Here is a 13,820-nt window from a genome sequence, read left to right on the forward strand (position 1 = left end):
AAGGGCGGGGAGACGGCGGGCTGAAGTACCGCGTGCCTGCCGGGGATCAGCGGGCGTAGTACTCGACGACGAGCTGCTCGTCGCAGATCACCGGGATCTCCTTGCGGTTCGGCTCGCGGTCCAGGCGGAACGCCAGGGACTTGAGGTTCACCTGGAGGTAGCGCGGGGTCTCACCGTCGGGGGCGAAGCCACCCTCACGAGCGATCGTGAAGAGGGTCTTCTCCTTGGAGCGCTCGCGGACCTGCACCACGTCGTCCGGACGGACACGGAAGGAGGGCTTGTCGACCTTCTTGCCGTTGACCGCGATGTGGCCGTGGACGACCATCTGGCGGGCCTGGTAGATCGTGCGGGCGATGCCCGAACGCAGGACCAGGGCGTCGAGACGGCGCTCCAGCTCGATGATCAGGGCCTCACCGGTCTTGCCCTGGACCTTGGAGGCACGCTCGTAGGCGCGGACGAGCTGGCGCTCGGACACGTCGTACTGCGCGCGCAGACGCTGCTTCTCGAGCAGACGGACCTTGTAGTCCGAGTTCTGCTTGCGGCCGCGGCCGTGCTCGCCGGGCGGGTAGGGGCGGGCCTCGAAGTACTTGACGGCCTTCGGGGTCAGCGCGATGCCGAGGGCACGCGACTTCTTGACCTTGGGGCGGGACTGGTTCGCCACAGTTTTTCGCTTTCCTTGTATCGGCTTGTCAGGGTTGAGGGAGGTCGCATCCGCAGCCGGGGAAACCCGCCTCGGTCCTGGTGGACCCCGGTGGGCAGCCGCTCCCCTGGTCTGGGCACATACGTGCAGCACGCGAGTGGCCCACCGACCGGCCGTCGTGCGACGCGTGGTGGTGGGCTGCCCGCGACACCGTTCGACGGTGCGCGACGCTCCTGGAGCCGATCCCGGAGGATCGGGACTCCGGCCGACTGTCCCGTTCTGACTGCACGGGACGCGGCACTCCGGACGAGTTTACAGGGTGCTCAGGACCGCTTTCGACCGAGGTTCTTCCGGGTCCACTCCACCGCGTCGGCGTAGCGGGCCTCCGCGCCGTGCCGGGTCGGCTCGTAGTACTCGCGGTCCTTCAGCTCGTCCGGGGCGTACTGCTGGGCCGCGATGCCCTCGGGCAGATCGTGCGGGTAGACGTAGCCCTGGCCGTGGCCGAGCTTGGTCGCGCCCTTGTAGTGGCTGTCGCGCAGGTGGGCGGGCACGGGTCCGGCGTGGCCCTTGCGGACGTCCTCCAGGGCGGCGCCGATCGCGGTGGTCGCGGCGTTGGACTTGGGGGCCAGGGCGAGGGCGATGGTGGCGTGGCTGAGGGTGAGGGCGGCCTCGGGGAAGCCGATCATGGCGACGGCCTGGGCGGCGGCGACCGCCGTCTGCAGAGCGGTCGGGTCGGCCAGGCCGATGTCCTCGCTGGCGGAGATCATCAGGCGCCGCGCGATGAAGCGGGGGTCCTCGCCGGCCTCGATCATCCGGGCCAGGTAGTGCAGGGCGGCGTCGACGTCGGAGCCGCGGATGGACTTGATCAGGGCACTGGCCACGTCGTAGTGCTGGTCGCCGTCACGGTCGTACGTCACGGCGGCCCGGTCGACCGTCTCCTCCAGGGTGGTCAGGCCGATCTCCGCCTCGCCCTTGTCGAGGGCGGCCCCGGCGGCCGCCTCCAGGGCGGTCAGGGCGCGCCGGGCGTCCCCGCCGGCGATGCGCAGGAGGTGGCTCTCGGTCTCCTCGGGGAGGGTGACGGCGCCCTTGAGGCCGCGCTCGTCGGTGAGGGCGCGCCGGATGAGACCCCTGACGTCGTCGTCCGTGAGCGGTTCGAGGGTGAGCAGCAGGGAGCGGGACAGCAGGGGCGAGATCACCGAGAAGTACGGGTTCTCCGTCGTCGCCGCGATGAGCGTCACCCAGCGGTTCTCGACGGCCGGGAGCAGGGAGTCCTGCTGGGCCTTGCTGAAGCGGTGGATCTCGTCGAGGAAGAGGACGGTCTCCTTGCCGTATCCGCCGGAGGCGCGGCGGGCGCCGTCGATGACCGCGCGGACCTCCTTGACGCCGGCGGTGATCGCCGACAGTTCCACGAAGCGGGCGTCGGTGGCCTTGGAGACGACGTACGCGAGGGTGGTCTTGCCGGTGCCGGGCGGGCCCCAGAGGAGCACGGAGGAGACGCCGGCCGGGCCGGAGGCGCCCTCGCCGACCAGTCTGCGCAGGGGTGAGCCCGGCTTCAGCAGGTGCCGCTGGCCCACGACCTCGTCGAGGGTGCGGGGGCGCATCCGCACCGCCAGGGGGCTGCTGGACGGCTCCTTCTCCTGGCGTTCTTCGGCTGCGGCGGTGAACAGGTCGGGCTCCACGTCAGAAACCCTAAATCACGGCACTGACAGTCCGATCGCCCAGGGACTGCGGCGGCCCGGGTCAGCTGAGCCAGAAGTCCCACCAGCGGGTCAGGATCAGCATGCCGATGATCCCGATGTGCAGCACGGGCATGACCCACGTGAACTCGTCGAAGAAGCTCTTGAGCCGGCTCGGGGCGGGCAGGAAGCCCTTGCGGATGTTGAACGACGTCACGTACCAGAACATCAGGATCGTGGCGACCCAGGCGAGGCTGCACCACAGGCACAGCGCGTTGATCCGGTACAGGGACTGGAACATCAGCCAGGCGCAGAAGCCCACGCCGAAGAGGCAGCCGGCGTTGAAGGTGAGCCAGTACCAGCGCGGGAAGCGGGCGCCGGCGAGCAGGCTCATGCCGACACCGATGACGATGCCGTAGGCGACGAGGCCGAGCATCGGGTTCGGGAAACCGAAGACCGCGGCCTGCTTGCTCTCCATGACGCTGCCGCAGGAGACGACGGGATTGAAGCTGCACCCGGGCGTGAACGTCTTGCCCTCGACCTTGGCCTCGAGGATCTTGAACTTGTCGATCGTGATGACCCACGCGGCGAGCAGTCCGGCCGCGCCGGTGATCACCAGCAGCAGGGCGAGGGCCCGGCTGCCGCCCTGCGCGCGGGGCGCGATCTCGGCACGCTCCGGCCCGGGCTCCGTGGAGACGTCCTTGACTGTCGTCTTGCTCATCACGCCGATTCCGTCACTTGAGAGGGAACATCTTCGGGCAGGGCCATTGTGCCGCACCGGTGCCCGCGTCCACCGTTCAGTGGACATAAGGATGTCCGCCCGGTCGTCCCTGAGGGGTGCGTTCCGGCCGACGCTCGTCGCATGACAGCACAAGGGTACGAACTCGCCGTGGACGTGCGGGGCCTGCGCAAGCGCTACGGAGGCGTGACCGCCGTCGACGGAATCGATCTCGGCATCCGGCGGGGGGAGGTGTTCGGCCTGCTCGGGCCCAACGGTGCGGGCAAGAGCACCACGGTGGAGATCCTCCAGGGCAACCGGGACCGGGACGCGGGCGAGGTGTCCGTGCTCGGGTCGGACCCGGCGACCGGCACGCGCGCGTGGCGTTCCCGTGTCGGGATCGTCTGGCAGGACGAATCGGCGCCCGCCGAGTTGACGGTCCGGGAGACCGTGCGGCACTTCGCCGGCTACTACCCCCGGCCGCGGGACCCGGAGGAGGTCATCGCCCTGGTCGGTCTCGAGGCGAAGGCGGACAGCCGGATCAAGGCGCTGTCGGGCGGCCAGCGCCGGCGTCTGGACGTGGCGCTCGGCGTCATCGGAGGTCCCGACCTGCTGCTTCTGGACGAGCCGACGACCGGGTTCGATCCGGCGGCCCGGCGCCAGTTCTGGTCGCTGATCCGCGCCCTGGCCGACGACGGCACCACCATCCTGCTGACCACGCACTACCTGGAGGAGGCGGAGGCCCTCGTGCACCGGCTGGCCATCGTCGCCAAGGGCCGGATCGTCGCCGAGGGCGAACCCGGAGTCCTGAGGGAACGGTTCGGCACCGAGGCCACCGTCGCGTGGACCGAGCCGGACGGCACCCCGCGCGCGGAGCGCACCGGGACGCCGGCCCGGACCGTCACCGGGCTCACCCATCGCTTCGGCGGCGAGATCCCGGGGCTGACCGTGAGCCGCCCCACGCTGGAGGACGTCTACCTCCGGCTGACCGGACAGTCCCAGGAGGAGACACGGTGAGCCCGACCGTCGTACGGGAGCGCGGTGGGGTCGGCGTCGGACGGCTGCCCGGGGCGTGGGGGCTCGGGCTGCGGCGCGGCGCCCTGGAGATCAGGCAGTTCTTCCGGCAGCGCGACCAGGTGGTGTTCACGTTCGCCTTCCCGGTCGTCCTCCTGTTCCTGTTCGCGTCGATCTTCCGGGACGACGTGGAGGGCGCGGGCATCACCGCCTCGCAGTTGTACGTCCCGGCGATGATGGCCGCCGGCATCATGTCGACGAGTTTCCAGGCGCTCGGCATCTCGATCGCGATCGAGCGGGAGGACAAGGTGCTGCGCCGGCTGCGGGGCACACCGATGCCGCCGGCGGCCTACTTCCTCGGCAAGATCTGGCTGGTTCTCTTCACCGGTGCGCTGGAGACGGCGATCCTCCTCCTCGTGGGCACGACCTGCTACGGCGTGGACCTGCCCGCGGACGCGGGCCGCTGGTTCGACCTGGCGTGGATCTTCGTGCTGGGCATCACGGCCTGCGCCCTGCTCGGCATCGCGATCAGCTCGGTCCCGAACTCTGCGAACAGCGCGAGTTCGGTGGTCGTCCTGCCCTTCCTGGTGCTGCAGTTCATCTCCGGGGTGTACATCGCGATCGGCACCATCCCGGACTGGATGCTGACCATCGGCGCGCTGTTCCCGCTGAAGTGGATGTGCCAGGGGCTGCGCGGGGTGTTCCTGCCGGAGTCCGCGCAGGTGCTGGAGCAGGCGGGGAGCTGGGAGCCGGGGCGCGTGGCTCTGGTGCTGGCCGCGTGGTGCGTCGGAGGATTGGCCCTGTGTCTGCTGACGTTCCGCTGGAAGGACCGGCGCGCCGGATGAGCGATGCCGCGAGCGCCTACCACTGGGAGCGCTCGTTCCGGCTCTGGGACACGTACTTCGCGCTGATCTGGGTGGCCACGGTGGCCTGCGTGCTGGCCACGGAGCAGCCCGGCTGGCCGCTGCGCGCGGTCGCGGCGGCACTGCTCGTGCCGCTCGTCCCGCTGTACGTGGTGGCCGGGCGGCGTCTGATCCGGGGCGATCCGCCCGACCAGCGGCAGGCGATCGGCTATCTGGCGGCGGCGCTGGCGCTGTTCCTGCCGTCGGCGGTGCTCGCCGGTGAGACCCGGGTGCTGACCTTCGCTCTGATCCCGCAGTGCTTCATGACGCTGCGGATGCGGTCGGCGCTGGTGGCGGTGGCCGTGATGAACCTCGTGCCCGTGGCGGGCTGGGCGCTGCTGTGGTGGCCCGGGGTGCGGGAGGTGGCCTTCGACGTGCTGTTCTCGGTGGTCACCCTGGTGTTCTCGGTGGCCGTCGGCAGCTGGATCATCCGGATCATCGAGCAGAGCCAGGAGCGGGCGGAGTTGATCGCTGAGCTGGACGCGAGCCGTCATGAGGTCGGCAGGTTGTCGGAGGCCCATGGGGCGCTGGCCGAGCGGGAGCGGCTGGCCCGGGAGATCCACGACACGCTGGCGCAGGGGTTCACCAGTGTGGTGATGCTGATCCAGGCGGTCGAGGCGGAGCTGGAGCACGACGTGCCCGCGGCACGGCGTCATCTGCGGCTGATGGACGAGACGGCCCGGCAGAACCTCGCCGAGGCCCGTGCCCTGGTCGCCGGGGGCGCGCCGGCCGACCTGGACGGCGCGTCCCTGCCGGACGCGCTGCGGCGGCTCGCCGCGCGCCATGAGGCGGCGCTGGAGGTGACCGGCCCGGTGCGCACGCTGCCCGCGGGCCCGGAGGTGGTCGCGCTGCGTGCCTGCCAGGAGGCGTTGGCGAACGCCCGTAAGCACGCGGGGGTTTCGGTGGCGGTCGGCGTGTCACTGGCGTACGCCGACGACTCGCTGACGGTGTCGGTACGGGACGACGGCCGCGGGTTCGATCCCGCTGCCGTCAGCGGCGGGTACGGACTCGCGGGGCTGCGGGCCCGGGCCGCCGAGGTGGGCGGCACCGCCGAGGTGCGCAGCGCCCCGGGGGGCGGCACGGACGTGACCGTCCGGCTGCCGGTCGTGAGGAGGCGGACACCGTGATCCGGATCATCCTGGCCGACGACCATCCCGTCGTGCGGGAGGGGCTGCGGGCGATGCTCAGTGCGGAGTCCGACCTGGAGGTCGTCGCCGACGCGTCCAGCGGGCCGCAGGCAGAGGCGCTGGCGGCGGAGCTGCGGCCGGACATCGTGCTGATGGACCTGCGGATGCCGGGTGGCTCAGGCGTGGACTCCATCGTGCGGATGGCCGGGGCGGGGCTCCCCTGCCGTGTGGTGGTCCTGACGACGTACGAGACGGACCGGGACATCCTGCGAGCGGTGGAGGCCGGGGCCGCGGGCTACCTGCTGAAGGACCTGCCGCGGGCGGAGCTGGCGGAGGCCGTGCGGGCCGCTGCCCGCGGCGAGACGGTCCTGGCCCCGTCGGTGGCCGCCCGGCTCGTCGACCAGCTGAGGACCAAGCCGGACCGGCCACGTCTCTCGGAACGCGAGACGGCCGTGCTGCGCCTGGTCGCCGAGGGCTGCACGAACGCGGAGATCGGACGCCGGCTGTTCATAGGCGAGTCGACGGTGAAGACATATCTGCTACGGGTCTTCGGCAAGCTCGGCGTCGACGACCGGACAGCCGCCGTCACCAGCGCCCTACGCCTGGGACTGCTGGAGCAATGATCCACGCCTCGACGACCCGGACGGCCGCCGTCACCGGCGTGATGCGGTACGGGCTGCTGAGGCAGTGAGGAAGGCGCCGGGCGGCCGGCGCCTTCCCCGGTGCGGGCTGCTCAGCCGAGCCGGGCTTCCAGCTCGGCCACGATCTCGTTCACGCCCACCGCCGTCTGCTCGCCCGACTCCATGTCCTTGAGCTGGACGACGCCTTCGGCGAGGTCGCGTTCGCCGGCGACGACCGTGTAGCGGGCGCCGCTGCGGTTGGCGTTCTTCATGGCGCCCTTGAGCCCCTTGGCGCCGTAGGAGAAGTCGGCCGCGATGCCGTTCTTGCGCAGCTCCGTGACCTTGGCGAACAGGACCCGGCGGGCCTCCTCGCCGAGCGGGACGGCGAACACGCTGGTGGTGGCGGGCAGTTCGAGCTCGACGCCCTCCGCCTCCAGGGCGAGGACCGTGCGGTCGACGCCGAGGGCCCAGCCGACGGACGGCAGCGCGGGGCCGCCGATCATCTCGGACAGGCCGTCGTAGCGGCCGCCGCCGCCCACCGCGGACTGCGAGCCGAGGCCGTCGTGGACGAACTCGAAGGTGGTGCGGGTGTAGTAGTCCAGGCCGCGGACCAGCTTCGGGTCGTCCTCGAAGGAGACGCCCGCCGCCGTGATCAGCTCGCGGACCTCCTCGTGGTACGCCTTGCACGCGTCGCACAGGTAGTCGCGCAGCAGCGGCGCGTCCCCCAGCTGCTTCTGCACCGACTCGCGCTTGTCGTCCAGGACGCGCAGCGGGTTGATCTCGGCGCGGCGCAGGGTGTCCTCGTCCAGGTCGAGGCCGCGCAGGAACTCCTGCAGCGCCGACCGGTACACCGGGCGGCACTCCTGGTCGCCCAGGCTGTTGAGCAGGATCCGGAAGTTGCTCAGGCCCAGCGAGCGGTACGCCTGGTCGGCCAGGATGAGCAGCTCGGCGTCGAGCGCCGGGTCCTCCGCGCCGATCGCCTCGGCGCCGACCTGGGAGAAGTGGCGGTAGCGGCCCTTCTGGGGGCGCTCGTAGCGGTAGTACGAGCCGGAGTACCAGAGCTTGACCGGGAGGTTGCCGGCCTTGTGCAGGTTGGCCTCCAGCGCGGCGCGCAGGACGGAGGCCGTGCCCTCGGGACGCAGGGCGAGCTTGTCGCCGCCCTTGGTCTCGAAGGCGTACATCTCCTTGGTGACGATGTCGGTGGACTCGCCGACCCCGCGCGCGAAGAGCTCGACGTTCTCGAAGCCCGGCGTCTCGATGTAGCCGTAGCCGGAGTTGCGCAGCGGAGCGGCGATCGCCTCACGGACGGCGAGGTACTTGGCGCTGTCCGGCGGGATCAGGTCGTACGTGCCCTTGGGGGCCTTGAAGGTGCTCACGGAAGGTCTCGTCACATTCCTCGTCGGGGAGCCGGGGATGATGCTCCCTGGCCGGCCGCCACCTGCCGCAGATACGGGTTGGTGGCGCGCTCCTGGCCGATGGTCGTCTGGGGGCCGTGGCCGGACAGCACCACGGTCGAGTCGTCGAGCGGCAGGCACACGCGGGCCAGCGAGTCGAGCATCTCGGCCATGTCACCGCCGGGCAGGTCGGTGCGTCCGATGGAGCCGGCGAACAGCAGGTCGCCCGAGAAGAGGAGCGGCGGAATGTCCGCCGCCTCGGGCATGCCGAAGGTCACCGACCCCTTGGTATGGCCGGGCGCGTGCGCGACGGACAGCTCCAGGCCCGCCAGCTCCAGCCTCGCCCCGTCGGCCAGCTCCTTGACGTCGTCGGGCTCCCCCACGGTCAGCTCGCCCATCAGCGGCATCCCGATGGACCGGCCGAGCGCCTTCTCGGGGTCGCTCATCATGTACCGGTCGTCCGGGTGGATCCAGGCCGGCACGTCGTGCGCGCCGCACACCGGGACGACCGAGGCGACGTGGTCGATGTGGCCGTGGGTGAGGACGACGGCGACGGGCTTGAGCCGATGCTTGGCGATGGCCTCCGCGACGCCGTCGGCGGCCTGATGGCCGGGGTCGATGATCACGCACTCCTCACCGGCGGCGGGGGCGACGAGGTAGCAGTTCGTCCCCCAGGCCCCGGCGGGGAACCCGGCAATGAGCACGATCGTCCTTCGTTGTGTCGATACGGGCGGCTACGGCTGCTCACAGAGCCTACCGGCGCTGCCGATTCCTCAGCGAACCCATATACGGTACGGGGCACACGCGGGCGGTCGGCACACAGGACGCACGCGTACCGGTCGACGTTCGAGACCCATGAGGAGAGAACCCGGTGGTCAGCCAGGAACAGCGGCGGCGTCAGCTCGCCCGGGAGAAGTTCTTGCGGCAGCAGCAGCGACGCACGGACGCGCGACGCAAGGCCCGTATCCGCAACTCCGTGATCGCTTCGGCTCTCGGCGTGATCGTGGTGCTCTCGGTGACGGTCTTCCTGACCAAGCCGTTCGAGGACAACGGCAAGACGGAGAACGCGAACGCGGACGTCACGCCGAGCGCCACCCCCAGCAAGGCCCCGGATCCGTGCGAGAAGCCGGCCCCGGGCAAGGTCAAGTCGGAGACCTGGAAGAAGGAACCGGCGATGACCATCGACGAGTCGGCGAAGTACACGATGAAGCTGGACACGACCTGCGGCGGGATAGACGTCGCGCTGAAGGCGTCGGCGGCGCCGCACACGGTCAACTCGTTCAACTTCCTGCTCGGCAAGGGCTACTTGGACCACAGCAAGTGCCACCGGCTCACGAATCAGGGCATCTACGTCCTGCAGTGCGGTGACCCGAAGGGCACCGGCATGGGGGGACCGGGCTACACCATCCCGGACGAGAACCTCAAGGACAAGAGCCTCAAGGGCGGGACGTACCCGGCGGGCACGGTCGCGATGGCGAACCAGTACAACGCCCAGACGAAGCAGGGCCGCAACAGCGGCGGCAGCCAGTTCTTCCTCGTCTACCAGGACAGTCAGCTGCCGGCCGACTACACACCGTTCGGAACGGTGTCCGAAGCGGGCATGAAGGTTTTGAAGAAGATCGCCGACGCCGGAGCGCAGGCCCCCGACCCTCAGACGGGTAACACGGCACCCAACGCGACGGTCGTGATCAACAAGGCCACGATCACGAAATCCTGACCCCTCAACTGCGAAATTTCGGTCGCGCGGGATGCGGACAGGCCCCCCGCCGGTCGCCTATGTTGGCCGTGACGAAACTGTGGACGATGCCCGGGGGAGCTTCAGGCCCCTCGCAGGCATCATGTGGAGGAGGCGCTGTGAGCAGCGACCCGTGGGGCCGCGTCGACGAGACGGGGACCGTGTACGTGCGTACGGCCGACGGCGAGCAGGTCGTCGGTTCCTGGCAGGCGGGCTCCCCCGAGGAGGCGCTGGCCTATTTCGAGCGCAAGTACGAGGGCCTGGTTGTCGAGATCGGCCTCCTCGAGAAGCGAGTGAAGACCACCGACCTGTCGGCGAAGGACGCCCAGGCTGCCATCGACCACATCCGGGAGCAGGTCGACGCGCATCACGTGGTGGGCGACCTGGACGCCCTGCGGGTCCGGCTGGACAAGCTCGTGGAGCTGGTGGAGGCGCGCCGCGAGGAGCGCAAGGCGCAGCGCGCGAAGCAGTCCGACGAGGCACGCCACGCCAAGGAGGCGCTGGTCGCCGAGGCGGAGGAGCTGTCACAGTCCGACCAGTGGCGGGCCGCCGGTGAGCGGCTGCGGGCCCTGGTGGACACCTGGAAGGGCCTGCCGCGCCTGGACCGCAAGTCCGACGACGAGCTGTGGCACCGGTTCTCGCACGCGCGGTCGGCGTTCTCCAAGCGGCGCAAGCAGCACTTCGCGCAGCTGGACGCGCAGCGCGAGGAGGCCCGCAAGACCAAGGAGCGGCTGGTCTCCGAGGCCGAGGCGCTGTCGAACTCGACGGACTGGGGCGTGACGGCGGCGCGCTACCGCGAGCTGATGTCCGAATGGAAGGCCGCCGGCCGCGCCCAGCGCGAACACGAGGACGACCTGTGGAACCGCTTCCGCGGCGCCCAGGACGTCTTCTTCGCGGCCCGCAGCTCGGTCTTCGCGGAGCGGGACGCCGAGCAGTCGGAGAACCTCAAGCTCAAGGAGGAGCTGGCCGAGGAGGCCGAGAAGCTCCTGCCGATCTCGGACCTGAAGGCGGCCCGCGCCGCGTTCCGGAACGTGAACGAGCGCTGGGAGGCCATCGGCCACGTGCCGCGCGACGCCCGGCCCAAGGTCGAGGGCCGGATGCACGCGGTCGAGCGGGCCATCCAGGAGGCCGAGGAGGCCGAGTGGCGCCGGACGAACCCGGAGGCACGCGCGCGTGCCGAGGGTCTGACCGGCCAGCTCCAGGCCGCCGTGGACAAGCTGCGGGGCCAGATCGAGCAGGCGCGTGCGCAGGGCAACAACGCCAGGGCCGACAAGCTCCAGCGTGAGCTCGACGGCCGCCAGGCGCTGCTGGACCAGGCGCTGAAGGGCCTGCAGGAGTTCGGAGGCTGAGCAGCCGATCGAAAGGGGCTCCCGTACACGCCGTACGGGAGCCCCTTTCGTGTGGTCGTGTGCGACGGCCTGTTACGACCTGCTGCGCGCCGACGTCACCCGGTACACGTCGTACACGCCCTCCACGCCCCGGACCGCCTTCAGCACGTGGCCGAGGTGCTTCGGGTCACCCATCTCGAAGGTGAAGCGGGAGGTGGCGACGCGGTCGCGGGAGGTCTGCACGGCCGCGGAGAGGATGTTGACGTGCTGGTCGGACAGCACACGGGTGACGTCCGAGAGGAGCCGGGAGCGGTCCAGGGCCTCGACCTGGATGGCGACCAGGAAGACCGAGGACTGGGTGGGCGCCCACTCGACCTCGAGGATGCGCTCGGGCTCCCGGGACAGTGAGTCGACGTTCACGCAGTCGCTGCGGTGAACCGATACGCCACTGCCGCGGGTGACGAAGCCGATGATGGGGTCGCCCGGGACGGGTGTACAGCAGCGGGCCAGCTTGACCCACACGTCGTCGACGCCCTTGACGACGACGCCCGGGTCGGCGCTGGAGCGGCGCTTGCGGCTGCGGCCGCGGGCCGGCGGGACCGACTCGTCGATCTCCTCGGTGGCGGCCTCCTCGCCGCCGAGGGCCTGGACCAGCTTCTGCACGATGTTCTGTGCGGAGACGTGGCCTTCGCCGATCGCCGCGTACAGGGCGGAGATGTCGGCGTAGCGCATCTCGTGCGCGAGGGTCACCAGGGAATCGCCGGTCAGGATGCGCTGGATCGGCAGGTTCTGCTTGCGCATCGCGCGGACGATGGCGTCCTTGCCCTGCTCGATCGCCTCGTCGCGGCGCTCCTTGGAGAACCAGGCCCGGATCTTGTTGCGGGCGCGCGGCGACTTGACGAAGCCGAGCCAGTCGCGGGACGGACCGGCTCCGGCCGCCTTGGAGGTGAAGACCTCCACCAGGTCGCCGTTGTCGAGCGTGGACTCCAGCGGGACCAGCCGGCCGTTGACGCGGGCGCCGATCGTGCGGTGCCCGACCTCGGTGTGCACCGCGTAGGCGAAGTCCACGGGGGTGGCCCCGGCCGGGAGCGCTATGACGTCGCCCTTGGGGGTGAAGACGAAGACCTCGTTGCGGGAGAGGTCGAAGCGCAGGGACTCCAGGAACTCGCCGGGGTCCTCCGTCTCCTTCTGCCAGTCCAGCAGCTGCCGCAGCCAGGCCATGTCGTTGAGGTGGTCGTCCTTGCCCTTGCCGGACGACTTGGGAGCATCGCTGCGCACCTTGGACGCGCCGGCGACGGCCTCCTGCTTGTACTTCCAGTGCGCGGCGATGCCGTACTCGGCGCGGCGGTGCATGTCGAAGGTGCGGATCTGCAGCTCTACCGGCTTGCCGCCGGGGCCGATGACCGTCGTGTGCAGCGACTGGTACATGTTGAACTTGGGCATCGCGATGTAGTCCTTGAACCGGCCGGGGACCGGGTTCCATCGCGCGTGCACCGTGCCGAGGGCCGCGTAGCAGTCGCGGACGGTGTCCACGAGGACGCGGATGCCCACCAGGTCGTAGATCTCCGCGAAGTCCCGGCCGCGGACGATCATCTTCTGGTAGACGCTGTAGTAGTGCTTGGGGCGGCCGGTGACGGTCGCCTTGATGCGGGCCGCCCGCAGGTCCTGCTGGACCTCGTCGGTGACGATCGCGAGGTACTCGTCTCGCTTCGGGGCGCGCTCGGCGACCAGGCGGACGATCTCGTCGTACATCTTGGGGTAGAGGATCGCGAAGGCGAGGTCCTCCAGCTCCCACTTGATGGTGTTCATGCCCAGGCGGTGGGCCAGCGGCGCGTAGATCTCCAGGGTCTCGCGCGCCTTCTTCTCCTGCTTCTCGCGCTTGAGGTAGCGCATGGTGCGCATGTTGTGCAGGCGGTCGGCGAGCTTGATGACCAGGACGCGCGGGTCCTTGGCCATGGCGACGACCATCTTGCGGACGGTCTCGGCCTGCGCGGCCTCGCCGAACTTGACCTTGTCCAGCTTGGTGACGCCGTCGACGAGCAGGGTGACGACATCGCCGAAGTCGCGGCGCAGGTCGTCCAGGCCGTACTCGGTGTCCTCGACCGTGTCGTGCAGCAGCCCGGCCATCAGCGTGGCCGGATCCATGCCCAGCTCGGCGAGGATGGTCGTCACGGCGAGGGGGTGCGTGATGTACGGGTCACCGCTCTTGCGCTTCTGGCCGCGGTGCCAGCGCTCGGCGACCTGGTAGGCGCGCTCGATCTGGCGGAGCGTCGACGTCTCGATCTTCGGGTCGTTGCCGCGCACTATCCGCAGCAGCGGCTCCAGCACCGGGTTGTACGGGTTCGCGCGCTGCACGCCGAGCCGGGCCAGACGGGCGCGCACACGGTTGGAGGAGCCGGAGCGGGCCTGCTGTCCGGCACCCTGACGCACCGCGGGCGGGTTGGGCTTGGGCCGCGTCTGCTCGGCGGGCTTGTCGGCCGGCGCCGCCTGGGCGTGCTCGACCGGCCCACGGGCGTCGTTCTTCGCGTGGGGCGTGGTCGGCGCGGGCTTCGCCGCCGCTGCCGAGGCGGACTCGGGCTTGGCGGCGGTCAGGTGCTGGGCCTCGTCTGGCAAGAGGGCTCCTCGTGCGCGATCCGGGTCCCCCGGTCAGGCTCCGGACCCCCATG

At 70.5% G+C, this 13,820-nt stretch carries 12 protein-coding genes; 6 read left to right on the forward strand and 6 right to left on the reverse strand.

All coding sequences use genetic code 11. The features are described 5' to 3' along the window. Positions 1 to 46: 46 nt before the first annotated feature. The 3 genes from rpsD to IO24_RS0124780 all read right to left on the reverse strand — a co-directional run bounded on the left by rpsD (position 47) and on the right by IO24_RS0124780 (position 3,037). Positions 47 to 661 carry a 30S ribosomal protein S4 gene (gene rpsD / locus IO24_RS0124770; RefSeq protein ID WP_031138994.1) on the reverse strand — a complete coding sequence of 205 codons (615 nt, stop codon included), beginning with the start codon at positions 659 to 661 and terminating at the stop codon, positions 47 to 49. Between the two features lie 302 nt (positions 662 to 963). Beyond that, the gene (locus IO24_RS0124775) at positions 964 to 2,319 is read right to left on the reverse strand and encodes a replication-associated recombination protein A (RefSeq protein ID WP_031138997.1); all 1,356 of its coding nucleotides are present in this window, start codon (positions 2,317 to 2,319) and stop codon (positions 964 to 966) included. A gap of 61 nt (positions 2,320 to 2,380) precedes the next feature. Next, positions 2,381 to 3,037, reverse strand: a complete 657-nt coding sequence (locus IO24_RS0124780) for a vitamin K epoxide reductase family protein (RefSeq protein ID WP_031138999.1) — start codon at positions 3,035 to 3,037, stop codon at positions 2,381 to 2,383. 141 nt (positions 3,038 to 3,178) lie between these two features. On the opposite strand from IO24_RS0124780, the gene IO24_RS0124785 reads away from it, so the two are divergent. Genes IO24_RS0124785 through IO24_RS0124800 form a run of 4 tightly spaced genes read left to right on the forward strand, consistent with a single transcriptional unit; the run spans position 3,179 to position 6,700 of the window. Then, a complete protein-coding gene (locus tag IO24_RS0124785; RefSeq protein ID WP_031139001.1) occupies positions 3,179 to 4,051 on the forward strand; it encodes an ABC transporter ATP-binding protein in 873 nt (290 codons plus the stop codon). Next, positions 4,048 to 4,893, forward strand: coding sequence for an ABC transporter permease (locus tag IO24_RS0124790; RefSeq protein ID WP_031139003.1), 846 nt, complete (start codon positions 4,048 to 4,050; stop codon positions 4,891 to 4,893). The genes IO24_RS0124785 and IO24_RS0124790 overlap by 4 nt, the downstream gene beginning before the upstream one ends. After that, complete coding sequence (locus IO24_RS0124795; RefSeq protein ID WP_037668369.1) at positions 4,890 to 6,077, forward strand: sensor histidine kinase; 1,188 nt, start codon at positions 4,890 to 4,892, stop codon at positions 6,075 to 6,077. The genes IO24_RS0124790 and IO24_RS0124795 overlap by 4 nt, the downstream gene beginning before the upstream one ends. Next, positions 6,074 to 6,700 carry a response regulator gene (locus tag IO24_RS0124800; protein ID WP_031139007.1) on the forward strand — a complete coding sequence of 209 codons (627 nt, stop codon included), beginning with the start codon at positions 6,074 to 6,076 and terminating at the stop codon, positions 6,698 to 6,700. Before IO24_RS0124795 ends, IO24_RS0124800 begins: the two co-directional genes overlap by 4 nt. A 110-nt stretch (positions 6,701 to 6,810) precedes the next feature. Here the strand turns inward: IO24_RS0124800 and hisS are convergent, their stop codons facing one another. Then, on the reverse strand, positions 6,811 to 8,073 hold the full coding sequence (gene hisS, locus IO24_RS0124805) for a histidine--tRNA ligase (protein WP_031139009.1): 1,263 nt from the start codon (positions 8,071 to 8,073) through the stop codon (positions 6,811 to 6,813). An 11-nt stretch (positions 8,074 to 8,084) separates the two neighbouring features. Further along, entirely contained in the window at positions 8,085 to 8,795 is a 711-nt protein-coding gene (locus tag IO24_RS0124810; protein ID WP_031139011.1) for an MBL fold metallo-hydrolase, read from the reverse strand. A gap of 167 nt (positions 8,796 to 8,962) precedes the next feature. Here IO24_RS0124810 and IO24_RS0124815 point away from each other — a divergent pair, with 167 nt between their 5' ends. Next, the gene (locus IO24_RS0124815) at positions 8,963 to 9,808 is read left to right on the forward strand and encodes a peptidylprolyl isomerase (protein WP_031139013.1); all 846 of its coding nucleotides are present in this window, start codon (positions 8,963 to 8,965) and stop codon (positions 9,806 to 9,808) included. 137 nt (positions 9,809 to 9,945) lie between these two features. After that, positions 9,946 to 11,175 (forward strand): DUF349 domain-containing protein, encoded by a 1,230-nt coding sequence (locus IO24_RS0124820; protein WP_031139015.1) that lies wholly within the window; start codon positions 9,946 to 9,948, stop codon positions 11,173 to 11,175. A gap of 72 nt (positions 11,176 to 11,247) precedes the next feature. Here IO24_RS0124820 and relA read toward each other — a convergent pair whose 3' ends face one another. After that, on the reverse strand, positions 11,248 to 13,767 hold the full coding sequence (gene relA / locus IO24_RS0124825) for a GTP pyrophosphokinase (RefSeq protein ID WP_031139017.1): 2,520 nt from the start codon (positions 13,765 to 13,767) through the stop codon (positions 11,248 to 11,250). Positions 13,768 to 13,820 lie beyond the last annotated feature (53 nt).

Source organism: Streptomyces flavovariabilis (assembly GCF_000725785.1).
In the GTDB taxonomy this organism is placed as follows: domain Bacteria; phylum Actinomycetota; class Actinomycetes; order Streptomycetales; family Streptomycetaceae; genus Streptomyces; species Streptomyces hawaiiensis.